Below are 24,692 nucleotides of genomic sequence, written 5' to 3' on the forward strand. Positions count from 1 at the left end.
GAAGGACAAGTGAGACCATGACAGGATTCGATACGATCAACGATTCCTATGCCAACCGGGGACTGGGATTCGACTATGAACAACGGCGCGAGCTCAAGCTGGACGGGCTGCTGCCCGCTGCCGTCCAGGATGACGAACAGCGCGAGCGCATCGTTTACCGCCGCTTCCTGGCCCAGCCCACCGATCTGGACAAGCGGCTCTACCTGATGAGCATCTGCCGCACCGACCGTCGCCTCTTCTACAGGAGCATGGACAAGCACCTGACCGAGTACATGCCCATCGTCTACGCCCCCACCGTGGCCCAGTCCATCCAACGCTACGACGAGTTCTATTCGGGCAGCGACGTGGCCTACATCTCCATCGATCACCCCGAAGGGATCGGCGACGCCCTGGACCAGTACGCCGGCAACCGACCCATCGATCTGGTGGTCTGCACCGACGCGGAAGGCATTCTCGGCATCGGCGACTGGGGCGCCCAGGGCGCTGAGATCCTGACGGGCAAGCTGGCGGTCTACACTGCGGCTGCCGGCATTGACCCCTCGCGCGTTCTACCGGTGATGGTGGATGTCGGCACCAACCGCCAGGCCCTCCTGGACAATCCGGACTATGTGGGCAATCACTTCGCCAGGGTCAGGGGCCAGCGCTACGACGACTTCATCGATGACTTCGTCCAGCAGGTCCTGCAGCGCTACCCGGAGGCCCTGATCCACTGGGAGGACTTCGGCAGGCCTGAGGCGGCGCCTGTCCTCAAGCGCTACGAGGACCGGATCCTGACACTGAATGACGACATCCAGGGCACCGGCGTGACCGTCCTGGCTGCACTGATCGCCGCCAGGAAAATCGCCGGAGCCGACCCCAAGGACACCAGGATCATGGTCTTCGGGGCAGGGACCGCCGGCGTGGGCATCGCCGACCAGATCGTGGACGACCTGATCATCCGCCAGGGCATGGATCCTGAGACCGCCCGGAACAGGGTTCTGCTCTTCGATCGTCAGGGGCTGATCGAGCAGGGCCAGGATGATCTGACCGAGGGGCAAACACGATATGCCCGCAAGCCGGACGAGTTCGCCTCAGTCACCGACAAGACCTCGCTGGCACAGGTTGTCGACGCTTTCCAGCCCACGGTGCTCATCGGCACCTCGACCAGGGCCGGAGCCTTCAACCAGGACGTTGTTGAGGCCATGGCCAAGCATGTGGAGCGGCCGCTGATCTGCCCCATCTCCAACCCCACGGAACTGGCCGAGGCCAAGGCTGCCGACGTAATCGCCTGGACCCACGGCCGCGGCTTCGTCATCACCGGCACCCCCTCAAAGCCTGTTGACTACCAGGGGGTCACCTATTCCATCGGACAGGGCAACAACGCCCTCATGTATCCCGGCATCTGCTTCGGGGCCATCGTCGCCAAGGCACGGCTGGTCACCAAGGGGATGCTCTTGGCCGCAGCCTACGCCATCTCCGACATGATCGACGTGGACAAGCCCGGAACAGCCGTGCTGCCGCCGGTGGCCGATCTCAAGGAGATCTCACGCCGGGTGGCCACTGCTGTAGCTGCACAGGCGGTCCAGGAAGGTCTGAACCGGGAGCCGATTGAGGATGTGGACGCCGCCGTCGCCAAGGCCCAGTGGCACTACGACGCCTGAGCGAAACCTGCACCTTCGCTTCTTGCGACATTGAAATTGGGGTCCGGCCGGCACGATTGATAACCGATAATCGTGGCGACCGGACCCCGGTCATGGGTCAGGAACTGTAAATATTCTCAAGGGTCAATCTTCTCAAGTCCAGATGATAATGATATGGTTCTTATAAGTAGTCTTTCGCCAAAGTTGACGGATAAACAATAAGGATAAGCAATAATCTGAGCACCAATCAAGGGAAGCGGCTCATGACCTATATGGATAATGTCCGCGACCTCGAGCTGCTTACCATGCTGGCCCGGTACGGCAGTTTCACCGATGTCGCATTGGAGGCGGGCATCTCCCAACCTGCCGTCTCGCAGGCCATCAGAAGGTTGGAAAAGCATCTGGGAACCAGGCTGGTCCAAAGGCAGCGCTTCGGCGCAGGTGACGGCACGCAGCTCACCCAATCCGGAAGAACAGTGGTGGACCACGTCGGCCAGGCCTTGGACCTGATTAACTCCCTGCCCGAGGCCTTGGCTGCGAGGACCGGGATTCGACGGCGCACAATCGGCCTGCCACCCATCATCTCTTCGCTGCTGAGCTCCGGGCAGGGGCGGCAAGGGCAGTGCGAACCAGACAAGAACACGACCGTAGAAACCATAGGGTCCCAAAAGCTGCTGAGCCAGATAGAGGCCCACCGTGTGGACTATGGGGCGGTGGCCAGCGTCGACGAGTCGTTGAGCGTGGATGGCGTGGAGACTACCAAGCTGGCCTCCTTCCCCTTCGGCATGGTCTGCACCCAGTCCATGGTCGAACGGCTGGGCACGGCGGGAATGACCAGCCTGCACCCCGAGGATCTGTCCATGCTTCCCGGGGATGTCCCCTTTGCCACCCTCAACCGAGATTTCGTCCATGCCCAGGCCGCCCAACGGCTGATTCACCTATCTGAACCGGTCAGCCACCTGATTGAAGTCTCCGACGTGGAAACACTGAAAATGGTGACCACATCCGGCCTGGTCTGCAGCCTGATCACCTCGGCCGGCGTGCACCCTGGCGATGGCCTGCATTTCATCCCCTTTGCCGGAGATGACATGCCTCGCTTCAACATCTTCCTCTTCAACGACACCAAACGCGAGGCCTTCCACGAGGACGTGGAGGAGGTGCATGCCTTCAGCGACTATGCCACCAACCGACTGGGCTCTGTGGCTTGACCAAAATTGCAGTCAATGTTGAGGGAGAAGCGGGAATATCCGCAGCGCCCATCTGTTGTATACTGACGAGGCTGGCCCGAATCGGTGCCAGCGGAGCTTGATAATTCAAGATTGGGGCTGATCGGTTTCGACGGTGACCTGTTCGTCGCAGGGAAGCGTGCCGAGAACGCGGGGGTCCGCTCGTTAATGTCCTCCCGCAAACAACAAGTGCTAAATCTAACCGCACTGAGTTCGCTCTCGCTGCCTGAGCTTCGCGCCAGGATTAACCAGTGAGCAGCTGCTCCGTTCACTCCCCTTCGCCTTCGGGGGGATGCTGAGCGTCATTAAGAAGACTTGCCTGAACTGCCGCGCCACAGGGCGGTTCGGGGACTTTTACTGCGGCTATGCCCGCCACCGGTTGTCTGCGACACAGGTGGGGGCAGACAGATAGCCACAAAGGCCAGCAGACTACGCACGTAGAAGACTGAGGGTGCGGTCACCGGACCGGGGTTCAATTCCCCGCAGCTCCACAAAACAAGGGCCGGCCGAGGCAACTTGGCCGGCCCTTTTCATACCGCCTTTACGGTTCAAGAATCCAACTCCCCACATTTTTTAGTGCGTCACATTGTCAAAAACCTTATTCATGAATCTCAAGTCATGCTCGTTTCTTCACTCGCGGAGTTAAAATAACTCCAATATAACTCCATTCGGAGCAAAAATGATATAATTCTGGAACTAGAACGACCAACAGAGCAATCGAAACGGGTGAAAACAATGAAAGAGACAGCGAGAATTCAAATTCGCACCAGTGAGGATATGAAGCGTCGGGCCTCACAGCTTTTCGAAGATCTAGGCCTTGATCTCGGCACAGCAATAAATATGTTTCTTTCTCAGTCTTTGCGCGAAGGGGGACTTCCATTTCGCTCCCAACTCTCCAATTTTGATAGGGAAATGGAGGAAGCTCAAGCTTCACCGGTCACTCACGTGGGTGATGTAGAGGATATGAAAGACATCATCCATCATGTATGAGTTTGCATATACGCAGAAATTCCTGCGTGATGTCAAGAAAATCAAGAAGAAGCATTTCGACTTAAGCAGGCTCGATCAAGTGCTCGACGACTTGGCTGACTACAATTCAGCACTACTTAAACGTAAATACCGAAATCACCAGTTGAAGGGACGCTGGTCCAAATACGAGGAGCTACATGTTGACGCAGACTGGCTCCTGGTGTACAAGCGCGACAAGAATCAAATGATTCTTACTTTGATGACCACCGGCAGCCATGACCAAACACTGTGACATAATTGAAAGTCTGGGTGATCGAACCTTGTTCCGACTGGCACGAATCACTGTACCCAATACACAAATTTGACCGCCAATTGTTTATCCACTTCTCAGTTAAAAATTAATCGTCAGCAGGATCTCCTCAAGATCAACATGCCATAATGACGATACCCTTCTTCGAGCAACCAACATGCATTTGCCGTATTGACCAGTGCCGGTCAATACGGCAAGGAACCGCAGATTGACGAATATGTCACACAGCCATGGCCGAGATCAATGCTCGGCAAGACCGCTCAATTATGCATCGCGAGTCCAGGAGTAAAAGTTCATTGTCAATCATTCGCCTATGGCACCTTGCAGAATAGCTATGGGCGAGCGCCACAAAGCAGGCCGCGCCGTCAGCATGGTCGCCAGCGAACCGACGACGATGACCGGGAACCCGCATACAAGGAAGAACCGCCAAGGAAAAACCATGGACAGACTATGGACAAGCGGCCAGTAGACCATAGCTGTACTCAGTCCGACCAGTCCGGTGCCGCCCGCTGCGATGATAATGCCCGTAGTCATCACGATGGTGCCGTCCAATATGGATATAGCAGTCAGCTGCTGCGGGTTTGCGCCGGCAATTGACAGGAGCACGAGATCGAGGTCACGATCCCGAGCGGCAATGGCAAACCCCGCGATCACACCGACTAGGGCGACCAGCAGCGCTGCCCAGAAACCATAGAGCAACTCCAGGGTTCCACCCGATGTGGCATTTGCTATTCCCGGTACTTTGTTCATGGCGATGGTACTGGTGCCTCCGGCAGCCAACAGACCGCCAACCAGAAACATACAGGCAGTCAGAGCTATAACTGTTGAGCCGAATGTAGTGTCTCGACTCCTGGCCACAGCCTGTGAACGCGCTATCCGCCAGACGGCAGACGATGACGGCACCAGAGCAGTCCAAAGTTGAGTGACCCAGCTTATAACTGGTCCCCCAGAACGTGCCAAGGCAATCAGAAGCAAGAGAATGGCGAAAAGCGGTCCACTTCCAACGGCACTTATGACCGCCTGGACTTGCTTAGGATCCAAGGGCCCAGAGCCGCTGTGCGAAAGATAGGCAAAGACAGGCAACGGCAACAGCAGCAAGGCCAGCCCAAGAAAAAGGGATACAAGACCACGTCCATGTCGGGGGCGGTCAATCGATTCGCTCTCCTCAGCACGGCGCACCACCCGGACTGGTGTCATCTTTCCCAAATCCTGCAATGTTCGGCTGGTCGCCAAGACGGCCGTGGCCAACCCCACTGCGAGACCAGTCAGGGCAGACCTCGGAAAACCGCCCCAGGTAAAAGCGAAATGTACCGGCATTCGCATCCCTGTGGAATACCAATCGAGGATCCTTCCAGCCAGCGCAGGTGAAAGAGCCACGGCAACAAGGGAAGCCGACAGAGCCAAAATCATCACCTGCAAAAGGGTAAGCACCTGGACCTGCTTAGGCGTAGCTCCCAGCAGTGAGAGAAGGGCCAGCCCCTGCCGACGTTGCCGAATTGATGCCTGCAGGGTGTGCTTGATCACCAGGCAGCCGAGCACAATGACCGTGAGAAAGACCAGACTCAGGGCCGAAGCCAGACTCTTGGCAGGATCCCTGGTCTTGACCGACAGACCCTGGTAATAGCTGTTGACGCCCATGCTCACGCTCGTGGCGCAGAGCAGGGTTTGGGTGACCACAAGAACGATAAAGACGCCAGCCCAGATGCCACTATTGGCTTTCAGGTCACGCAAGGCCCAAGTCATGTTTCATTCACCTGCCACATCCTCGTGCGTACACTCGACTACATTCCTCTATTTACATGAATAGCTGACCGACGCTGAAGACAACATCCGGCGAACCCCTGAAACGACCCTGAACTAACCCTGATTCATCCTTATGAGACCGAGCTTATTGTGATCGTATGCCTTACATAGTCTAGGCATCGCGGCATTAAAATGAAGCCCTTTAACTGGAAAGATCTAGCAAACAAGCAATTCCAACGCATTGGCCAGTTCGATGGTCATTTTGTTTCTCGATCCACAACCAGGACAGTATACAAACTACATGTCCTTTAATCATATTTATATTTAACTATATAAGGTCACAATGAGAGACGATGATAGAGCAGGTTTCAATTATGTCCACTACAAGAGATCATTCGAATATTGCTCCAATATTCCGTCCAGCAGAAAGCTGGCACGCTGAAAATGTAAGGCAATTCTTTGTAGCAATAGCATACTCTGTCCTGCTTTTAGCATCAGGAATCGGTCTCAGGTTGGCAGAATATAACTTAATTGAAAATAAAGCAGAGCTAAATCGGTATAAGCAAAATACCTTCCTACACAATTTCGTGCTTAACAATCCTTATAAAGACTCAGCAAATATGCTGCTGGCTTTGTGGACATTAATCATAAGCGTCATTATTGTCACAGCTTTTTTGGAAACAAAAACTCCTGAATCATCCAGCAAAGCGAGAGCATTCATTGTATTCGTCTGTTTCCTGTCATGTGCTATTAGCATTTTCACAGGCTACATATCCCCTGATATGTTGCAGCAGAACGATTTTGGTCTGAGCCTGTTATTGATAATCGTCAGCCTCAATATCGCAGCCTTTGCTCTTAGCTACGGCGTAAAACAGGTCTTTTCGTTTCACATGATACAGGAAAACGAAATGCTGAGATCAGATCATCTCAATGAATATCAGTCATTAGCCAAGGGATCATTGGTCAGAAGGCACCCGATAGCCGATGCTTTTCTTCGTATTACTTGCGGATTGATACTCATGACTACTCCTGCTGCTTTTATAACATATGGAATAGCAGCGCTATTCGCCAGAATAAACAATCACCCATTAGCCTCTATAGGGACGTTTATTATAACTGTTGCTTTTGAGCTGGTTCCTTGCTTGTTAGATCCTCTGTTTATGCTAGACATCGGCGTTGGCGGTCACCCAAGTAGAAAGAACCTAGAACACTACAAGGGTCGCATGGTTTGTAAATGGATATATCGAGTCTTTACAGTATTGTCTTCTTGGCTTATATCAGTGCTTCCCTTTGCCATCGTATTGAATCCAACAACTTTGCCTATGTTCTTAATTACTCTTTTGGTGCCGATATTGATCGTCGCCATCTATCTGCTACCCTGCTGGAATTGGTTTTTAGCACCTATTCATAAATGGTGGGTTAGCAATTTGATAAAAGATGACCAGCGTAATATTGAACAGATTCACTACGAAGCATTCACAAAAATTGCGGCATCATACTTAAGCTCTGAATTATCCGTGGATACTCATCGCGAGTATTTGATGCATACCGTCATAATACCCGCCGAAAAAGGAGAATGGGCAGAAATATGTGATCCCGCTTTCCGCACCACAAATCAAGTTCCCTTGCTTTCTTTATCAACTCAGGAACTTCAGAAAACCCTAGAATCTGATAACCTCAAACAGAAAAACGATATAAGTCCTGATGCAACAAAACGTCAACGCACTATCACACGCTTGATAAATAAAATCGACACCAATGATCCAGAGTTCAATTGTTGCGACCAGGAGGACTGTAAAATCTATTTAGCTGCTATCTTCGATGATCGTCAGTACTTATCAACATCTATAAGCTCAGGGGCTGATAACGAGGAAATACTACAAAAAATCATCACTCATAGTTTTTCCAGCTTCAAAGGAAGGTGGCAACTGATACTGACGCTAGTGAGGCGATGAAGCCAAGACATGCGATGTAACCATGTGTGCTTTTGACAGCTTTAATCGACCAGATCACCTAGGTTGCAGCGTTTTCCATTCCTCGTGGATAAGCAGCCATGTAATCCCAACTGATCAGGATCTCTGGCAAATTGAATCAGCATTGATCATTTACAGCTTTTGAACCGCCATAAAAATATCTGACTCTACATCTTACGATTCAACCCGTGCTACTCTGATGTTCAGAATCTAATACAGGTTCCCGGACGATGGTCAAGTACCCGGACAGCGACAAGACTTGCCGAAAGGGAACCATGTCCTCGTGGATCATACTCATACTCGCCGGCATCTGTGAATCGGTCTGGGCTACCGCATTAGGCAAGTCTCAGGGCTTTACAAAAATCGTCCCTGACATCGTTTTTATCGTGGGATTGATTCTCAGCATGGTGGGTCTGGCCTTTGCCATGCGCAACATCCCAACCAGCACGGCCTATGCGGTCTGGGTCGGCATCGGAGCTGCCCTGACTGTCCTATACGCCATGGCTACGGGCTCGGAGCCAATTTCGCTCGCCCGCATTCTACTCATCATCGGTCTGGTCGCCTGCGTGGTCGGACTCAAGGTCGTCAATTAAGAGTGATGACCATCATCACAGATATATCCAAGCAATCGAATCAAGATCAAGAGAGCAGGAATCACCATCATGACCGCAGCAATACGGCAATGCACCTCGGATGATGCCGGGCTGATACGTACCTTGGGCATTACTACCTTCCGCGACACCTTCGCCGCCGACAACAGCCGGGAGGACATGGAAGACTACCTCCGTCACTCCTTCTCCCCCGAACTTGTCAAGTCGCAACTGTCCGAACCTGAATCCGTTTTTCTGCTGGCCAGCGTGGACGGCACTCCCGCAGCCTACATGCAGCTCAACACCGGGAAGGCCCAGACGGAGCAGTTCGGTGATACTTCCATGGAGATCGAGCGGCTCTACGTTCTATCGGACTTCAAACGCCAGGGACTGGGCACCAGGCTGGTCAATCAGGCCTTCAAACGAGCCAGGAACCAGAGCCTGAGCAAAATCTGGCTGGGCGTATGGGAGCACAATAATCCCGCCCAACGTTTCTACCAAGCCATGGGTTTCAAACGGACCGGCGAGCATACCTTCACCTTGGGCGAGGACATTCAGACCGACTGGATTATGACCGCAGTGGTCATTTAATAGTTGCATCAGTACAAACAAGCGGCACCGGAAGCCGCAAAATTGCTGATGACCTCCGATGCCGCTATTGACAACCAGCACAGGGCCGTTACGGAACTGCTTACCTCTTCACTATTACTCGGCCCCTGTCAAGATCTTCGCTCGACAAAGACCAGTCCACTCATCAATCATCGAGAATCATGGATTCAAAACGCTTGCTGAACATCATTACCACAACAGCAACAACAACTTCCAAAGTGCCAATGATGAGGAATAGAGGAAGTTGCTGATCCAGCGACTTCAACCTTCCGTAGACGACCAGCATGATGGCGGTACCGATGGCTGCAGACAAGGTTAGTGAGGTCTGCATCTGCGTCTCGTAAGATTTCGGAGCAATGGCAGCAACAGTTGAGTTAGCTGCAACACCGTAAGGGAATCCACCGAAATTGCTGACCAAGTAATAAACCAGCAGCCAAACCACCGAGTATTTTCCGGCGTGAGGATTGAGCACGACAGTCGGCACAATCAGGAGGAAATTGGCGATGCCGGAGAAAAAGAAACCGAAGCAGAGACGACTGGTCGACTTCCAACGCTTGCCAAGATCAGTGACCCAGAACCAGCTGAAGAAGAGCCCCGAGAGCAAAGAAATAATACCCACAATAGTTGTGAAAGATCCTGGCGCGATTTCGATGCCCCAGAACTTGCGGTTGATCCGCTGATCCAAGAACATCAGCAAGGTGGTTCCTTGGATGGCGTAATCCACACCAATCACGATTTGCATGATAAACAGTGGAGTCACTGCACGCAACCGATGCCGTTCAGTGCTGCTGATGCGCTTGGAACGCCAGATAATGGCAAAGAAGAGAATCGCCACAACAAATGTGCACGAACTGACAGTATTGGCCAGGCTGTTCACACTGACCTTCTTGGACAAGAGCAACACGGCTATAAAAGCAGCGATGACAACCAAGGCCACCAGAGCGATTAGACTATAGCGCTTCTTCTCTTGGACGCTCAAGGGTCTGGACGGCTTTGAACCCAAGGATCCAAAGAACCGTTTACCGGGCAATCCGATAATAGCGGCATAGAGCAGAGCCGCGACAGCCCCGATAGCAAAACCGTAATGATAGTTGACCAGCCCCAATTGAGCAGAAATCACAGGAGTGATAAAGCCCGCTATGTTATTGGCGATGGCGTGAATAGCGAAGGCCCCGTCACGGCGACTGTCATCGCGATGGAAGAGCATGCCTGTCAACGAGGCGTTGGAGGCACCAACGATAGGAATGTTCATGAGGACCATGCCCACTATGGCAAAAGCCCGACCCTGACCGATTGAGAATGCAGGGATAGCAAGAAGGCCACAGGACAGCCCCTTGGTGATATTGCCGATGACCAAAGCCTTGCGAGCGCCAAAAACTCGATCAGCCAACCAGCTACCCAGTATTTCGAACATGGAATTGATGGCCGCCACGATGGCGATCAGCTGGGCCGCCTCACCCTGGGTGAATCCCAATCCTTTGGTCCAGGGCTTGTAGAGATAGTAAATCATCACAGCCCCGTAAGAGGCCCAGCAGATGGAGTTGAAAAGGTTGCCCGTGGCCAGTATGCCAATGCCCTTGGGGTAACCGAAGAAGGAACGATCTGATCTTAGATGTTCCAATTCCTCCTCTTGACGATGATCGACCTTGAGACCGGATTCATCGACCACCAGGTTTGAACCCTGCTGGTCCTTGTCCGACTGCTCGTCGACATGTTCCGATGATGTTGCCATACGCTTCTCCTCGCTTCTCACTGGTGCCTACCCTCGTTGTGCGGGCACCCTTTTGCTCTGCGTGGAACCACAGGCTGTTCCACTGTGAACGGTAAATCTTCTGTCCCTCGGCCATAGGTGCAATGAGAACGGAAAAAGGTGGATATTTCTCGGTAATACCGTCTGACGGTCGCCTGACAAAACTCCTTTGACGGGTCGTTCCTTACTCAGAACGCGCGTCATTGCAAGGATTAGGAAGATATAGAAGCTAACCAGAACAACTCCAAGCCAAAGACGCAAGATTGTCCACCCATTCGACGATTTCCCCCACCTTCATGATCGGGCTTTCGTCCATAGACTGATGAGGTAAGGCGCACCAAGGCGTCGGGGCAGAGCGGCGCCGACGGATCGGAGACGACCCGACGGAAAGCATGACCGGCCAGAATCCGCCTGTCAACGGAGGAAGTAGGTAATTCATCATGACATCATCCATGCACACTGATCAGGACTGCGTCGACGAGGCGGCCCGTCAGATCTACATCGGCAACACGGGCACCGTGGATTTCGACCTAAAACTGCCGACCGAGGGGGTGGAGGAAACTGCCATCGAGTGGACCAGCAGCGACGATCGATGGGTGAACCCTCAAGGCAAGGTCAATCAGCCCGAATACGGCCTAGGCGACCGGAACGTGACTCTGACCGCGACCGTCACCAAGGGCGGTGCCAAGGCGCAGCGCTGCTTCGACGTGACCGTGTTGCAGATGCCCAACAAGATTGAAGTGCGCAAGGTCTACCCCATCGAGATCAAGGCGCGCAAGGGCGCCACCTACTATCTGCCTATGTTCACGGCCGTGCTGACCAAGGACGGACAGAAGGTCTCCCAGCGGGTCAACTGGGACGAAGGCGTTGAGCAGCGGGACGAACAGACCGGCGAGCATGACTTCCAAGGATCCATCGACGGCAGCGACATCCGCCTGCAATGCAAGGTTCAGGTGATTGACGAAGACCCCGAACAGCCAGTGGATTCCAGCCCCAAAGTCCGCCGCGTGCCCATCTCCCGAGTGCGGCTCAACGGTGATGGAATGCTGGCAGGCAACCAGCGCCGACGGATAGCCTTCCTGAAGACCCTGGACGACGATCAGCTCCTGGTGGAGTTCCGCCGGGCCGCCCACCTGGACACCAAGGGCGCCAAGCCCATGATCGGCTGGGACGCTCCGGACTCCAACCTGCGTGGCCACACCACCGGGCACGTCCTGTCCGCATACGCCCTGGGTTATGCCGCCACCGGCGACGAGGATATCCGGGCCAAGCTGACTTATCTGGTCGACGGGCTGGCCGAGGTCCAGGCCGCCTTCGCCAAGAGCGGGACCACCAAGCCGGGCTTCCTGTCGGCCTACGATGAGAGCCAGTTCGACAAGCTGGAGAAGTACGCGCCCTACCCCACCATCTGGGCACCCTACTACACTCTGCACAAGATTCTGGCCGGGCTGATCGACGCCTACCACTTTGCCGGCAATGAAACGGCTCTGCGCGTGGCCTCGGACCTGGGCGACTGGGTCTACAACCGCGTCCACCGGCTCCCCCACGAGCAGCTGCAGAACATGTGGAGCATGTACATCGCCGGCGAGTTCGGCGGCATGAATGAGTCCCTGGCCCATCTGTACGCCATCACCGGCCGTAAGGAGCACCTGGAGGCCGCTCGGCTCTTCGATAACGACCGTCTTATGGTCCCCATGCGTCAGAAGGTGGATGCCCTGGGCGGGCTGCATGGCAACCAGCACATCCCCCAGGTCATCGGTTCGGTGGAGCTCTTCCGCCAGACCGGGCTGCCCTACTACCTGCAGCAGGCCGAGTTCTTCCTCAAGTCGGTCATGGGTCATCACATCTACGCCATGGGCGGCACCGGGCAAGGCGAGATGTTCCAGCAGCCCGACGTGATCGGTGCCCTGCTCAAGGACAACACTGCTGAGTCCTGCGCCTCCTACAACCTGCTCAAGCTGTCGGCGCTCCTGTTCTCATTCGACCCCGATCAGGAGTATGCAGACTACACCGAGCTGACCACACTCAACCACATCGCCGCCAGCACCGACCATGTGGCCCAGGGTGGCAGCCTCTACTTCTTCCCCACTCAGCCGGGCGGCCGCAAGGAGTTCGATGAGGAGAACAGCTGCTGCCATGGCACCGGCCTTGAATCACACTTCTACTACGCCGATGGAGCCTTCTACACAGACGAGACGACCCTGTGGATCGAGCAGTATCTGCCCTGCAGCCTGAACGACATGGACCAGAAGATGGCCCTGAGCGTTGACGTGGACGACCGCCACCCCGAGAAGGTGATCATCACCATAGAGGCCCTGGACAGGCCGCGCCTGGCCCTACGCATCCCCGCCTGGACCCGCGGCAGGGTCCATGTCGACATCGACGGAACCCCAGTGTCCCAGGCTCTTATGGGCACCAACCCGGCTGTAGCGGTCCTGGATGCGAGCGCCTGCGGTCTGGATTCCTGGTCAGGAACCACCATCACGCTGACGTTCGATCCGGCCATCCGGCTGATCGGCACCCCAGACAGACCTTCCCTGGCCGCCGTGGCCTGGGGACCCTACGTGCTGGCCGCCTTGAGCCCCAGCACCGATATGCAGAGCCTTGACATCGACCGGAAGGATCCCGGGTCCGCCTTCGAACGCCAGGGCGAGGAACTGGTCTTCCGTCACCGGGACAGCGGCCTGGATTTCGTCCCCCTCTGGACCATTGACCATGACCAGCCCTACCATGCCTACGTCGAAGTGGCTAGTCACTGACCGCAACCGAAGGCCGAGGTTTCAGCGACAGGGAGGACGGTCAACACGAATCAGGCAATCATCACCAGTTTCCCCAACGATACGGCGGTCTTCAAATCCGCAGGGCGCTTCATCGGCACCCCCGGATGGATCCACGAGCGCCGCACCGTTGACAGTTTTGAGCTGATTCTGGTTGAAGAGGGCATCCTCCCGCTTGCCGTAGCCGGACGGCAACATGATCTGAAGGCGGGCGGTCTGCTGTTGATCCCGCCCGGCACCCCTCATGAGGGCAGTCGACGGCTGGGACAAGAGCCGCTGACCTTCTACTGGGCCCACTTCACCTTGCCTGACTGGCAAAGGGTTCAGAATCTGCCTGACGAACAGAGGAATAAAAAGAACCAGAGCGTGGCACGAGTGGTGCTGCCCCTGGATTTTCGTCTGGCAGACAACAACCGGGTGACCGTCATGTTCAACCAGCTGCTGGACATCTATCAGCGCACCTACCCGAATCCCAGCCCCTACTGCAGCTATTTCATGACCTGCCTGCTCATGGAGATCTCCATGGGAAGGCCCGAGCCCAAGAACCCTCAAGAAGCGGACGACGAGGACAGCAACCTTCAGCAGGTTCAGGATTGGATTCGTATCAATGCCTGCGACCGGATCAGCGTGGCCAGCGTAGCTGAAAATTTCAACTATTCGCCCTCCTACCTGTCGACCATCTACAAGCGACGATTCGGCATAGGCATCACCGGGCAGATTCGGCGGATCCGCATCGAACGGGCGCAGGAGCTGCTCCTGTCGACCTCCATGGGCGTCAGACAGATAGCCGAGGCCTGCGGGTACGACGACCCCAAGTACTTCATGCGGGTCTTCAAACACTTCTCCGGCCTGACCCCAACCAGGTACCGGTCCAGCTTTTCCATGCGACACTACAACAACGCCTGAGGTCTTTAGACTGAAGGCATGAGAATCGTTATACAACGGGTCAGCCGTGCCCGGGTCGATGTGGTCGACGAACAGGGGCAGCCGGATCCAGATTTCAAACCCCAGAGCATCGGCACGGGGCTCCTGCTCCTGGTGGCCGTCCAGGACAGCGACGGGGCTGACCAGGTGGACTATGCCGTCCGCAAGCTGACCCGGATGCGTATCTTCTCTGACGAGGAGGGCCGGATGAACCAGTCGGTCATGGACTGCGGCGGATCCATCCTTTCCATCTCCCAGTTCACCCTTTATGCGGATCTGCGTCGCGGCAACCGTCCCAGCTTCATGGCGGCCGGAGAGCCCCAACACGCCCAAAGCGTCTGGCAGGACCTGAACCGGGCGCTGGCCGCGGCCGGTGTCCCTGTTGCCGAAGGGCGCTTCGGTGCCCATATGCGAGTGGATCTGGTCAATGACGGCCCTGTGACCATCCTGCTGGACACCGACAGGCTGATAAAGAAAACAACCCCTCCAGCAGCTATTTGACGATGGGCCGCAGAGGCGCCGAAACATCCAGCTGATGCTTGTCACCGATCTTGGAGGAATCGTTGATGATCTTGTCTACCACGGCCTGCTTGAGCTTCAGGTCTGAGCCGTCACCCCAGATGATGACATGTTTGCCCTGGTCGAGCTCGGTGGTGATGGAGTCCTGGGTTTCCGCAGTCACCTTGGTCACCGAATGGCGCATGGCCTCAGGCATTGTCGACAGAATCCGCAGGGTCTGCCTGACCGCCTGATCCTGTTGGGCCCGCTTGACGGTGGCCACCTGGATGACCGGCACCCCATCCACCGGATTGGCCACGGTGTTGAGCACCCTCCCCTGCCTGTCGACGGCCGTCAGCTTACCCTGCGCATCCTTGAAGACCGCTGTGGGCTCCTGTGCATCGAAGGTCACCTCCAGACCGTGCGGGAAACTCTTGCGGACCCTGGCATCGGTCACCCCTGCCATGCTGCTGATCTCCTGCTCGACGCCATTGGTGGAAACCAGCAGCAGCGAGCGATCCCCCTGATGGGCCACGATCGAGGCCACCCGATCGTCGGACACCCAGGCATTGCCGCCGCTCACATTGATCTGGTCGGCCTGCAGACGGAAGACCGGCGAGAGGAAGAGCAGCCATGCCAGTCCCGCGATCAGAGCCATGACCAGAATGACGATACCCGTCCGGATCAGGACCAGCCTGCGGCTGACCTTCCTCTTCTCGCGCACCCGGGCCTGAAAGTCCAGCACCTTGGGACGAACGAAAATCCCCAGTCCCTGCTCCTCCTGATCCGTGCCGATCCTGCCAGAAACGGGCCGGTCCGGCGGTATGGTCCGCGCATCGACGAATCCTCCGGCCGAACTTGTCGAGCGTGAGGTCGCGGATTTGGATGCCGCAGACTTTGAGACTGAAGCCTTGTTCCCTTTTACCAAGGAGCGGGAGGATGAAGAGGCCGACCTGGCGCTGCGAGTCCGGGATCCGCCTGGATTCTTGGCACGATTCGGACGGCCCTTAAGACGCTTCGACCGCTTGAGACGCCTGCCCTCGCTGCCGGTTTTTTCAGTCTTGAACCGGCGGCCTGCAAGCGCTGCATCCTCGGCGACAGTCGACCTGGCCGATCTGGCGGTTCTGCTGGTCCGCTGTTCCTCTCCCGAAGACTTGGTGCGCCCAGACCGGGCCGTCCGTGTGGCCTTGGCAGCCCGGACGGCCCGGGTCCTGGATGAAGCCCCACTGGAGGCGCGACGACCTTTGCCGGTCTTCACTGCTCGTCCCGTTCAGCCAGCCTGTCAAGAATGACCGGCCCCATGTCGGTGACATCGCCGGCGCCCACGGTCAGGATCACATCACCCGGCTCCGCCCGTTCGGCCAGATCCAAAGCCGCCTGATGCATGTCCGGGCAGGCCCGGAAAACGGCCCCAGCCGACCTATTCCCGGAATCCTGAGACTCCGGGTCTTGTGCCTTGCGTGCCGCGTCGGGGATTGTTCCAGCATCAACACCCGGAAAATCGCTGGCCAGCTCACGCGCGGGGAAGATGTCGGTGACGGTCACATCGTCCGCCAAGGACAAAGCAGCCGCGAAACGATCGGCGAAGATGGCGGTGCGCGAATACAGGTGGGGCTGGAAGAGCACCCTGATGGTCCGGCCCGGATAGCGTCGCCTGGCAGCGGTCAGCAGGGCGGCGATCTCCGTAGGATGATGGGCGTAATCGTCCACTACGGTGACCCCATGCTGGATTCCACGGACCTCGAAGCGCCGAGAGGCCCCACGGAAGTCTGCGGCAGAAGCGGCGGCCGTATCAGGATCCATTCCCAGCAGGATGGCAGCGATGATGGCTGCGGCGGCATTGCGGGCGTTATGGATGCCGGGAATCGCCAAATCCACCTGCAGATCGAGCGGCTTGCCGACCTCCAGCCCCGCCGCCTGGAGCATTTGCTCGGGGAGAGCCAGACGGCAATGCTCACGACCGCTGCCGCTGCTCTCGGACTCGGACCCGATGCGGACCAGACCCAGAATCCCAGGCAGGGAGTCAGCACTCAGCTCGGGATTTGATGAATAGACAATAATCTTGGCCTGGCAGTCCCCATGCAGCCGCTGCAGCACCTCCAGGGCACCCTGGTCATCCCCGCAGACCACCAGGAAGCGGCGGGCATGCCGGGCATGTTCCACAAAGGCCTGATGAAAGGCGTCAGCCGTGCCGTAGTGGTCCAGATGGTCGGGCTCCACGTTGGTGATGATGGCGATGTCGGGAGTGTACTTGCCAAAGCTGCCGTCGGACTCGTCCGCCTCGGCCACCAGGACCCGTCCGGCTCCCACATGCCCACCGTCCATGGGCCCCCGGTCGCTCTGGAGGCTACCTCCGATGGCGTAGCTGGGATCGGCCAGGCTCCCTTGGCCGCCCTTGGTCAGCAGGTGTGCCAAGAGAGCGCTGGTGGTGGTCTTGCCATGGGCTCCGGCCACGGTGACTGAAATCCTGGAGGCCATGAGCAGGGCCAGAATGTCGCTGCGATGGACCAGCCGAGCGCCTGCGTCCCGTGCTGCTAGAATCTCGGGATTGTCGGGCTTGATGGCGCTGGACCAGACCACTGTGCGCGCCCCGACCACATTGCGGGCATCCTGACCGATGGCGACCCGGATCCCCAGCTGACGCAGACGACGGGTTTTCTCCCCCTCGGCGCGGTCGGATCCGGAGACCTGCACCCCCTCCTGGTGGAGCATCTCAGCCAGCACGCTCATCCCGGCTCCGCCGATGCCGATGAAGTGTGTGGGACCCAGATCCTTGGGGTCGTGCACTCCGGCCTGGGCCAGGGCAGGCAGGCAGGGGTCCAGGACCGGCAGGGACCGGTCACTGCCATCCTGCCGACCGGGCACCGTATTCAATTCATGCTTGGGCACAGTAGTTGCATCTCCTCCAACAGTTCAGGACCATTCAGGACGGTCACCCGTCGCCTGCCTCCATTATGCCCGATTAGGCCCTCCCGGAGTCCTTGCGGGCGAGGTGTTGGCGGCCATGGTCAGGATCTGCTCGGCCATCACCTGGGCGGCATCGCGGATCCCGTATCCCCAGGCCCGGCGGCGCATGTCAGCCAGCCTATCCCTGTCGGCCATAAGGGCAGGGATGTGGTCGGCTATCCATTGAGCGTCCAGGGCCGCGTCATCCACCATGAGTCCTCCCCCAGCCTGTACGACCGGCTGAGCATTGAATCGCTGTTCACCGTTACCGATGGGCAGGGGCACGTAGACAGCGGGCACACCCAGGGCGGCCAGCTCGCTGACTGAGCCTGCACCGGCCCTGCAGACCACCAGATCAGCGCAGGCGAAGGCCAGATCAATCCGCTCCAGGTATTCGGCCATGTGATAGTCCCCCTGGCCCTGGTGGTCCGGGTCCAGATCATTGATGGCTCCATCGCCCAAGTCAGCCGCCACCCGCTTCCTGACCTGGTCGGCCTTGCCACGGCCCGTCAGATGGATAACCTGGGTTCGGTCCAGCAGCTGCCGGGCCGCGCCAGCCACCGCCTTGTTCAGGCTGAGTGCGCCCAGAGACCCCCCGGTGACCAGCAGGATGGGCCTATCGGGATCCAATCCCAAGGACTGCGCAGACTCCCTGCGGGCTCCTGAAGGATCAGCCTCCATCTGCTTGGCCAGTCGGGCGATGGCCGGCCGCAGGGGCAGGCCCACGCGGCGCACGGGCACTCCCGACCGGGCCCGGATGCCGGTATCCTCATAGGCCGTACCCACGAAATCAGCCCAGCGGGCACCCAGCTTGTTGGCCATGCCCGCTCGTGCGTTCTGTTCATGGACGACGATGGGCAGACCAAGGTTTCGTGCGGCCCTGTAGGCCGGCGCCGAGGCATAGCCGCCAAAGCCGACCACCAGGTCGGCCGACCGAGCCTGCAAATAGCCTCGGACCCGCTGCACCTCACGCCGCCAACGCCGGGGGAAGTCCAGGGCGGCCTTGCCGGGACGACGAGGGAAGGGCACCTTCTCAATCAGATCCAAGGGAAGCCCGGCTGCCGGTACCAGGTCGTGCTCCAGCCCGACAGCAGTGCCGATCACGCTGACAGAAGCCTGGGGACAGCGTTCCCGAATGGCCGCAGCCACACTGAGCAGGGGGTTGACATGCCCTGCCGTCCCCCCGCCGGCCAACACCAGATGGGGACCAGCGCCTTTTCCGGCATGCTCCTGGGCAACCCCAGGCATCCCTTTCTCGGTCCTCGTCGCTGTCGTCATCCGCGAATCCGCTTCCTTTCCGCCAAATCCATTCCGCATCTCAGGACCCGTCCGTGGCTGCCATCACGTCCGGCTGGGTCCGAATCATCTTCAGGGCCACCCCGGCCGAAGCCAGACAGGAGATCAGGGCGGTCCCTCCAGCCGATACAAAGGGCAGGGGCAGTCCAATGACCGGCAGCAGGCCCAGAACCACGCAGATGTTGACCAGGGCTTGGCCCACCAGCCACACATCCAGGCAGATCAGCACCATGCCCGCATATCGGTCCTTGGTGGTCAGGGCGATTCTCAGCATGCACCAGCCCATGACCACAAAGACCAGAATAAGCATGGCCGCCCCTACAAAGCCCAGCTCCTCGCCGATGACAGCGAAGATGAAGTCATTGTGCGCCTCGGGCAGATAGTTCCACTTCTCCCGGGAGTTGCCCAACCCGACACCGGTCAGACCCCCCGAGGCCATGGCGTAGAGCCCGTGGATGGACTGGTAGCAGACCCCTTGAATGTCATCGGCCGAGCACTTGCCGTAGGCGGCCATGATCCGCTGGGTCCGGTTGCTGTTGCCATAGACCGAAATGCCGATGACCGCCGCCATCCCCAGGACCGCCAGGCTGAGCAGCCAGCGTAGGGGGAAGCACGAGACCAGGAAGGCCACGAAGCCGATGATCACGATGATCATGGCTGTACCCAGGTCCTTGCCCAGCATGATCAGCAGGAAACTGACGATAAAACCGGCGGCCGGTTTGGCATAGGCCTTGGCCAGACTCTTCAGATCCGAATTCTTGCCCACCTGCCGCTGGGCTTCTATCAGAGCCTGGGGCAGCCACAGACACAGGGCCAGCTTGAGCAGCTCGGCCGGCTGCATGGAGACGCCCCCGACCGAGATCCACCCCTCATTGCCGTTGGCAGAACGCCCCAGCGGAGTGCGGGTCAGCAGCTGGACACCCTGGCTGGCGATCAGAAACCAGGTGCTCCAGTTCCGGTAGTGGTCGACACTGATCCTCACAGCCAGCAGGGCCAGCAAGAGCCCAAACACTGCGTAAACGCTCTGGCGAATGACCTGGCTCCAGGGTGAGCTGCCCTGGGCCACCAGATCCACAGCCGAGGAGGAGAAGACCATCATCAGGCCGAAGACCGTGGTGGCGACGACCGTGGCCAGAAAGCCGTAGTAGCACCAGAGCGGGTTGAGAATGGCCCGCCATCCCCGGTAGCCCCCCTTGCCGCCAGCCCCCCGGGAGGAAGCCGTGTGCGGATCAGTGTCGCGCTTCATGCTCGTGGACCCATTGCGTTGCCTGCCGGGCAAACTGATCGCCCCGGTCGGCATAGGAGGCGAACTGATCCATGGAGGCGCAGGCAGGTGCCAGCAGAACCACCTGGCCAGGCTGTGCGTAGGATCCGGCCGCGCGAACAGCACGAGCCATGACCTGGTCGCCTGCACCAGGGTCGATCAAGGTAACCGGAAGATCGGGTGCCTGGTCCTTGATGGCCTGGATCATGGGCTGCTGATTCTGGCCAATGACCACGGCTGCGGCCAGCTTGGACCTGCGGGACCGGACCAGATCATCGAAACGGGCGCCCTTGGCCAGTCCTCCGGCCAGCCAGACCACCTGTCCGTCATGGTAGCTGGCCAGGGAGGCCTCAGCGGCGTGGGCGTTGGTGGCCTTGGAATCGTCCACAAATCGGATGGCCTGCGAACCCTGGCCCAGGGTGGCCACGGTACTGATCCTGTGATCGCCGGGCGTGAAAGCGCGCATGGCCTTAATGGCCGCATCGACCCGGGCCCCAGCGCCCAGTGCCAGGGCCAGAGCACAGAGGGCATCAGCAAGCAGATGGGGATAGACCGTGCCATCGGGCTCGCACAGGTCCGTCAGATCGGCCACCCTGACCAGCCGGATACCCCCCTCAAGGTCCTGACCTGTCAATCCGCTGCGGTCCACGACCCAGCCGTCCTCCACGCCCAACTGCCCAGACTCGGGCCGACCCAGGGTGAAGCCCACCCGCAGGCAGCCGGAGGCTGGCTGAGCCTGTCCGGCCAGATCAGAGACCCGGGAGTCGTCGGCGTTGTAGACCAGAGCCTTGCGCACGCCCCGGTAGATGCGCGCCTTGTCGGCCGCATAGGCCTCGAAGCCCCCGTGCCAGTCCAGGTGGTCGTCGGCCAGATTGGTGATGGCCGCGCACTCCAGGGCCGGCGAGAAGGTGAAGTGCAGCTGGAAGGAGCTCAGTTCCACGCAGAGTATGTCATTGTCGGGATCCAGAACGGCTGTGGAGACGGCCTTGCCGATGTTGCCCACCGCCGGGGCCGTAAACCCGCTGGCCTGCATCATGGCGGAGACCATCCTGGTGGTCGAGGTCTTGCCGTTGGTGCCGGTGATCCCGATCCAGGGTGCTGGACGGCCGGTCCGTGCTGAGGGCACCCGCAGCAGCCAAGCCATCTCCACCTCGCTGACCACGGGGATGCCCCGACGCTGCGCTTCAAGGATGAATGGAGTACGCGGATTGAAGACTGGCGAAGCCATGACCAGGTCCACCCGGCTCCAATCCACCTGGTCGAAGTCATGGAGATCAGCCTGCGGGGCACGCTGGTCTACGGTGATCACACCAGCTGCCCGTCCTCGCAGGGCTACGGCCACGCTCCGTCCGGAAATGCCCAGCCCCGCGACCAGTACACGCTTCCGGCTCAAGTCCATATCCATGAACACCTCATTCCGCTAGCTCCGGCATCTGCTTGGCATGATACCGGCTGCCGAAGTCCGGTACCGTGAATGGACGCACTCAGATGGGCAGCCCGGAACGGACCACCCAGTCTGCATAGAAGCAGACCAGGGCCAGCAGGACGAAGATCAGGTCAACCATCCAGAATCGGACAACCACCTTGGACTCCTGCCAGCCCATCAGCTCGAAGTGGTGGTGGATGGGCGCCATCTTGAAGACCCGCTTGTGGGTGAGCTTGAAGTAGCCCACCTGGATGACATCAGAAGCTGCCTCTCCCACGAAGAGCCCGCCCAGGATGACCGCCAACAGTTCGGTATGGGTGGCGATGGACAGGGCCGCAAAGAGCCCGCCCAGAGCCAGGGATCCGGTATCTCCCATGAAGATGGAGGCCGGATTGGTGTTGTACCAGAGGAAGCCGAAGCAGGCCACAGCCGCGCAGCAGGCGATGATGGCCAGGTCCAGGGGGTCGGAAACCGCGTAGGCATGGCCGGGATGACCGCCGCCCTTCAAGTGGTAGCTCTCCCAGAAGGCGATGACCGTATAGCCCACGAAGGCGATCATGGAGGAGCCCGAAGCCAACCCGTCCAGGCCATCGGTGAGGTTGACCGCATTGCTCCAGGCCGTCATCAGCAGATTGACCCAGATGATGAAGAGCACCACAGACAGGACGCTGCCCGCCATTCTGAAGTCGATGATGGGTTGCTCCACGAAGGATATGCCCGCCTGGGCGCTGGGGTAACCGTTCTTGGTGGGCAGCTTAAGGGCCAGCACCGCGTATATGGTGGCCAGAATGAACTGGCCGATGAACTTGGCCCTGACCGACAGGCCCAGATTCTGCTTTTTGCGCACCTTGGCGAAGTCGTCGATGAAGCCCAGGAAGCCCATGGAGAGCATGGCGAACAGGACCAGCATGGCCGACAGGGACACGGACTCCCCCCGTGACAGGTAGCGGTAGAGCGCCGAGGCCGCCCATCCCAGCAGAATGGCCAGGTTGATGACCAGCCCGCCCATGGTCGGGGTGCCGCGCTTGACCAGGTGGGACTTGGGCCCGTCCTGGCGGATGTACTGCCCGTAGTGCAGGCGGTGGACCAGCCGTATCAGCAGGGGGGTCCCCGCCAGCGTCACCACCAGGGCGACCAGGATTCCGATGATGAGGGCAATCACAGTGTGTACTCCAACTCTTGGATGCTGTCCTTGAATATTAGACCCCGCTGCGGGGATGCCAGTGGACTCATGGCTCAGCCCTGCCACCGGTCGGCCAGATCGGACAGGCCGGACATGTGCGAGCCCTTGAGCAGAACCAAATTCTGCCGGTCCGAATGCCTGGCGCACAGATGGCGGACCATCTGGTCGGCCTGGTCAGCGTCCTGGGCAAAGAGTACTCGCATGGCCCCAGGCTGATCCTCGCTCGGATCGGATGGGCCGCCGGCACCACGGACCAGGGCCTGGACCAGAGTATCCATCTGTTGGTCCCGGCAACCCACCGCGACCAATGCATCAATGCCCTGACGACGGCAATAGGCGCCAATCTCCTGGTGCAGCTGCTCCCCTCGATCGCCCAGCTCAAGCATGACCCCCAGGACCGCTATCCGATAGACCGGGCCATCGGATCCCTTCCAGGCAGCCAGGGCATCCAGCCCGGCCCGCACGGAGTCGGGGTTGGCATTGAAGGAATCATCGATCAGGGTGAAGGAGGCATCCGGCAACCGGACCGACGATAGGGCCATCCGATGCGGACTTATTCGCCGCTGTCGACCCAGCTCATCGGCAATGCGCTCTGCGTCCAGACCCAGGGCGTGGGCCACCGTGGCGGCGGCCAAGGCGTTCATGACATTGTGCCGTCCCGGGATACCCAGACGCAGCCGAACCGGCTGCTGGCCACGCAGGTACAGTTCGAAGGCCGGCCTGTCCAGACTGTCACTGTCCAGATAGTGAGCCGATCCGTCCAGGTTGCGATCCCGCCCGCCGTCCTCAGCGGCCATGCCAAACCGCAGAACCGGCCCAGAGGCCAGATAGGCCATGGCGGCCACCCGGGAATCGTCCGCATTGAGCACGGCGGTCCCGCCCGGAACCAGGCCTTGCACGATCTCGCTCTTGGCCTGGGCGATGCGTTCCACAGAGCCGAATTCACCCAGGTGGGCCACTCCCACCTTGAGGACCAGGGCCATGTCCGGGGGAACCATCCGGGTCAGACCTGCTATCTCGCCCACGTGGCTGGCGCCCATCTCCGCCACCAGGTAACGGGTGTCCGGCCCGACCTCCAAGGCGGTCAGAGGCAGACCGATCTCATTGTTGAAGGACCCGACCGGAGCCACCACAGGACCCAGCAGGGCCAGCAGGGAGGCCAGCAGATCCTTGGTCGTGGTCTTGCCGACAGAGCCGGTGATGCCGATGACAGTGAAGGGACCTTGTGCCTCGCGCCGACGGTCTATGTTGGCCCGGGCCAACAGACCCAGAGCCACAACTGTATCGTCCACAAGAATCTGAGGCAGGTCAGCACCTGGAACCAGGTGGTCGACCAGGGCCGCGCGGCAGCCCTTGATACCCAGACCGGGAACATAGTCATGGCCATCCACATGCTCGCCCTTGATGGCTACGAAGAGTCCATCGGCCCCCGCCTGCCGGGAATCGGTCACCACCCGCATGCGCACCGACCGCCGATCGGGTTCGCGACCGGGACCGGCCTCGACCAGCCGACCGTGCACATATTCGACGACCTCTTCCAGGGTCATGGGCATGGACCCGGCCCCTACAGACTGACTCATCCTCACCTC

The 24,692-nt window shown here is 58.8% G+C and carries 19 protein-coding genes, 1 other RNA gene and 1 riboswitch; of the genes, 11 read left to right on the plus strand and 9 right to left on the minus strand.

The features are described from left to right. Positions 1–17: 17 nt before the first annotated feature. From AACP62_RS04760 to AACP62_RS04780, 5 genes are all read left to right on the plus strand, one after another. The gene (locus AACP62_RS04760) at positions 18–1,640 is read left to right on the plus strand and encodes an NAD-dependent malic enzyme (protein WP_339346746.1); all 1,623 of its coding nucleotides are present in this window, start codon (positions 18–20) and stop codon (positions 1,638–1,640) included. A 242-nt stretch (positions 1,641–1,882) separates the two neighbouring features. Next, the gene (locus AACP62_RS04765; RefSeq protein WP_339346748.1) at positions 1,883–2,827 is read left to right on the plus strand and encodes a LysR family transcriptional regulator; all 945 of its coding nucleotides are present in this window, start codon (positions 1,883–1,885) and stop codon (positions 2,825–2,827) included. Between the two features lie 113 nt (positions 2,828–2,940). Further along, positions 2,941–3,339: a transfer-messenger RNA gene (gene ssrA / locus AACP62_RS04770) on the plus strand. A 241-nt stretch (positions 3,340–3,580) separates the two neighbouring features. Next, positions 3,581–3,835, plus strand: coding sequence for a type II toxin-antitoxin system RelB/DinJ family antitoxin (locus AACP62_RS04775; RefSeq protein WP_101432134.1), 255 nt, complete (start codon positions 3,581–3,583; stop codon positions 3,833–3,835). Beyond that, entirely contained in the window at positions 3,828–4,106 is a 279-nt protein-coding gene (locus AACP62_RS04780; protein ID WP_339346750.1) for a type II toxin-antitoxin system RelE/ParE family toxin, read from the plus strand. Before AACP62_RS04775 ends, AACP62_RS04780 begins: the two co-directional genes overlap by 8 nt. A gap of 321 nt (positions 4,107–4,427) precedes the next feature. Here AACP62_RS04780 and AACP62_RS04785 read toward each other — a convergent pair whose 3' ends face one another. Continuing rightward, positions 4,428–5,867 carry an FtsX-like permease family protein gene (locus tag AACP62_RS04785; RefSeq protein WP_339346752.1) on the minus strand — a complete coding sequence of 480 codons (1,440 nt, stop codon included), beginning with the start codon at positions 5,865–5,867 and terminating at the stop codon, positions 4,428–4,430. 353 nt (positions 5,868–6,220) lie between these two features. On the opposite strand from AACP62_RS04785, the gene AACP62_RS04790 reads away from it, so the two are divergent. The 3 genes from AACP62_RS04790 to AACP62_RS04800 all read left to right on the plus strand — a co-directional run bounded on the left by AACP62_RS04790 (position 6,221) and on the right by AACP62_RS04800 (position 9,021). Further along, positions 6,221–7,822, plus strand: coding sequence for a hypothetical protein (locus tag AACP62_RS04790; protein WP_339346754.1), 1,602 nt, complete (start codon positions 6,221–6,223; stop codon positions 7,820–7,822). Between the two features lie 221 nt (positions 7,823–8,043). Further along, positions 8,044–8,107: riboswitch (guanidine-III (ykkC-III) riboswitch) on the plus strand. 8 nt (positions 8,108–8,115) lie between these two features. Continuing rightward, complete coding sequence (locus AACP62_RS04795) at positions 8,116–8,433, plus strand: DMT family transporter (protein WP_339346756.1); 318 nt, start codon at positions 8,116–8,118, stop codon at positions 8,431–8,433. A gap of 69 nt (positions 8,434–8,502) precedes the next feature. Then, positions 8,503–9,021 carry a GNAT family N-acetyltransferase gene (locus AACP62_RS04800; RefSeq protein ID WP_339346757.1) on the plus strand — a complete coding sequence of 173 codons (519 nt, stop codon included), beginning with the start codon at positions 8,503–8,505 and terminating at the stop codon, positions 9,019–9,021. A 163-nt stretch (positions 9,022–9,184) separates the two neighbouring features. On the opposite strand, the gene AACP62_RS04805 is transcribed toward AACP62_RS04800, so the two are convergent. After that, complete coding sequence (locus AACP62_RS04805; protein WP_052323129.1) at positions 9,185–10,771, minus strand: oligopeptide:H+ symporter; 1,587 nt, start codon at positions 10,769–10,771, stop codon at positions 9,185–9,187. 458 nt (positions 10,772–11,229) lie between these two features. Here AACP62_RS04805 and AACP62_RS04810 point away from each other — a divergent pair, with 458 nt between their 5' ends. From AACP62_RS04810 to dtd, 3 genes are all read left to right on the plus strand, one after another. Next, positions 11,230–13,548: a beta-L-arabinofuranosidase domain-containing protein gene (locus AACP62_RS04810; protein ID WP_339346760.1), complete on the plus strand. Its 2,319-nt coding sequence runs from the start codon at positions 11,230–11,232 to the stop codon at positions 13,546–13,548. Positions 13,549–13,659: 111 nt separating this feature from the next. Further along, a complete protein-coding gene (locus AACP62_RS04815) occupies positions 13,660–14,472 on the plus strand; it encodes a helix-turn-helix transcriptional regulator (RefSeq protein WP_339347295.1) in 813 nt (270 codons plus the stop codon). A gap of 18 nt (positions 14,473–14,490) precedes the next feature. After that, positions 14,491–14,991: a D-aminoacyl-tRNA deacylase gene (gene dtd, locus AACP62_RS04820; protein ID WP_339346762.1), complete on the plus strand. Its 501-nt coding sequence runs from the start codon at positions 14,491–14,493 to the stop codon at positions 14,989–14,991. Here dtd and AACP62_RS04825 read toward each other — a convergent pair. The 7 genes from AACP62_RS04825 to AACP62_RS04855 form a co-directional block, all read right to left on the minus strand. Further along, entirely contained in the window at positions 14,984–16,246 is a 1,263-nt protein-coding gene (locus tag AACP62_RS04825; protein WP_339346764.1) for a cell division protein FtsQ/DivIB, read from the minus strand. The two genes, dtd and AACP62_RS04825, sit on opposite strands and share 8 nt — an antisense overlap. After that, positions 16,243–17,853 (minus strand): UDP-N-acetylmuramate--L-alanine ligase, encoded by a 1,611-nt coding sequence (gene murC, locus AACP62_RS04830; RefSeq protein ID WP_425332923.1) that lies wholly within the window; start codon positions 17,851–17,853, stop codon positions 16,243–16,245. Before murC ends, AACP62_RS04825 begins: the two co-directional genes overlap by 4 nt. A gap of 87 nt (positions 17,854–17,940) precedes the next feature. After that, positions 17,941–19,182 (minus strand): UDP-N-acetylglucosamine--N-acetylmuramyl-(pentapeptide) pyrophosphoryl-undecaprenol N-acetylglucosamine transferase, encoded by a 1,242-nt coding sequence (locus tag AACP62_RS04835; protein ID WP_339347298.1) that lies wholly within the window; start codon positions 19,180–19,182, stop codon positions 17,941–17,943. 70 nt (positions 19,183–19,252) lie between these two features. Next, positions 19,253–20,476, minus strand: a complete 1,224-nt coding sequence (locus AACP62_RS04840) for a peptidoglycan glycosyltransferase FtsW (RefSeq protein WP_339346766.1) — start codon at positions 20,474–20,476, stop codon at positions 19,253–19,255. Beyond that, entirely contained in the window at positions 20,460–21,899 is a 1,440-nt protein-coding gene (gene murD, locus AACP62_RS04845; RefSeq protein ID WP_339346768.1) for a UDP-N-acetylmuramoyl-L-alanine--D-glutamate ligase, read from the minus strand. Before murD ends, AACP62_RS04840 begins: the two co-directional genes overlap by 17 nt. Before the next feature lie 79 nt (positions 21,900–21,978). Continuing rightward, positions 21,979–23,082, minus strand: a complete 1,104-nt coding sequence (gene mraY / locus AACP62_RS04850) for a phospho-N-acetylmuramoyl-pentapeptide-transferase (RefSeq protein WP_029677929.1) — start codon at positions 23,080–23,082, stop codon at positions 21,979–21,981. Positions 23,083–23,156: 74 nt separating this feature from the next. After that, on the minus strand, positions 23,157–24,683 hold the full coding sequence (locus AACP62_RS04855; RefSeq protein WP_339346772.1) for a UDP-N-acetylmuramoyl-tripeptide--D-alanyl-D-alanine ligase: 1,527 nt from the start codon (positions 24,681–24,683) through the stop codon (positions 23,157–23,159). Positions 24,684–24,692: the final 9 nt, after the last annotated feature.

It is taken from the genome of Bifidobacterium apis, from assembly GCF_036986835.1.
GTDB lineage: Bacteria > Actinomycetota > Actinomycetes > Actinomycetales > Bifidobacteriaceae > Bombiscardovia > Bombiscardovia apis_A.

Bases quoted from the DNA above. Each gene is read 5' to 3' on its own strand.
- AACP62_RS04855 (WP_339346772.1), bottom strand. From the start codon at position 24,683: ATGAGTCAGTCTGTAGGGGCCGGGTCCATGCCCATGACCCTGGAAGAG.
- AACP62_RS04795 (WP_339346756.1), top strand. From the start codon at position 8,116: ATGTCCTCGTGGATCATACTCATACTCGCCGGCATCTGTGAATCGGTC.
- AACP62_RS04810 (WP_339346760.1), top strand. From the start codon at position 11,230: ATGACATCATCCATGCACACTGATCAGGACTGCGTCGACGAGGCGGCC.
- AACP62_RS04780 (WP_339346750.1), top strand. From the start codon at position 3,828: ATGTATGAGTTTGCATATACGCAGAAATTCCTGCGTGATGTCAAGAAA.
- AACP62_RS04775 (WP_101432134.1), top strand. From the start codon at position 3,581: ATGAAAGAGACAGCGAGAATTCAAATTCGCACCAGTGAGGATATGAAG.
- AACP62_RS04765 (WP_339346748.1), top strand. From the start codon at position 1,883: ATGACCTATATGGATAATGTCCGCGACCTCGAGCTGCTTACCATGCTG.
- dtd (WP_339346762.1), top strand. From the start codon at position 14,491: ATGAGAATCGTTATACAACGGGTCAGCCGTGCCCGGGTCGATGTGGTC.
- AACP62_RS04785 (WP_339346752.1), bottom strand. From the start codon at position 5,867: ATGACTTGGGCCTTGCGTGACCTGAAAGCCAATAGTGGCATCTGGGCT.
- AACP62_RS04805 (WP_052323129.1), bottom strand. From the start codon at position 10,771: ATGGCAACATCATCGGAACATGTCGACGAGCAGTCGGACAAGGACCAG.
- AACP62_RS04840 (WP_339346766.1), bottom strand. From the start codon at position 20,476: ATGAAGCGCGACACTGATCCGCACACGGCTTCCTCCCGGGGGGCTGGC.
- AACP62_RS04790 (WP_339346754.1), top strand. From the start codon at position 6,221: ATGATAGAGCAGGTTTCAATTATGTCCACTACAAGAGATCATTCGAAT.
- AACP62_RS04835 (WP_339347298.1), bottom strand. From the start codon at position 19,182: ATGCCTGGGGTTGCCCAGGAGCATGCCGGAAAAGGCGCTGGTCCCCAT.
- murD (WP_339346768.1), bottom strand. From the start codon at position 21,899: ATGGATATGGACTTGAGCCGGAAGCGTGTACTGGTCGCGGGGCTGGGC.
- AACP62_RS04800 (WP_339346757.1), top strand. From the start codon at position 8,503: ATGACCGCAGCAATACGGCAATGCACCTCGGATGATGCCGGGCTGATA.
- AACP62_RS04760 (WP_339346746.1), top strand. From the start codon at position 18: ATGACAGGATTCGATACGATCAACGATTCCTATGCCAACCGGGGACTG.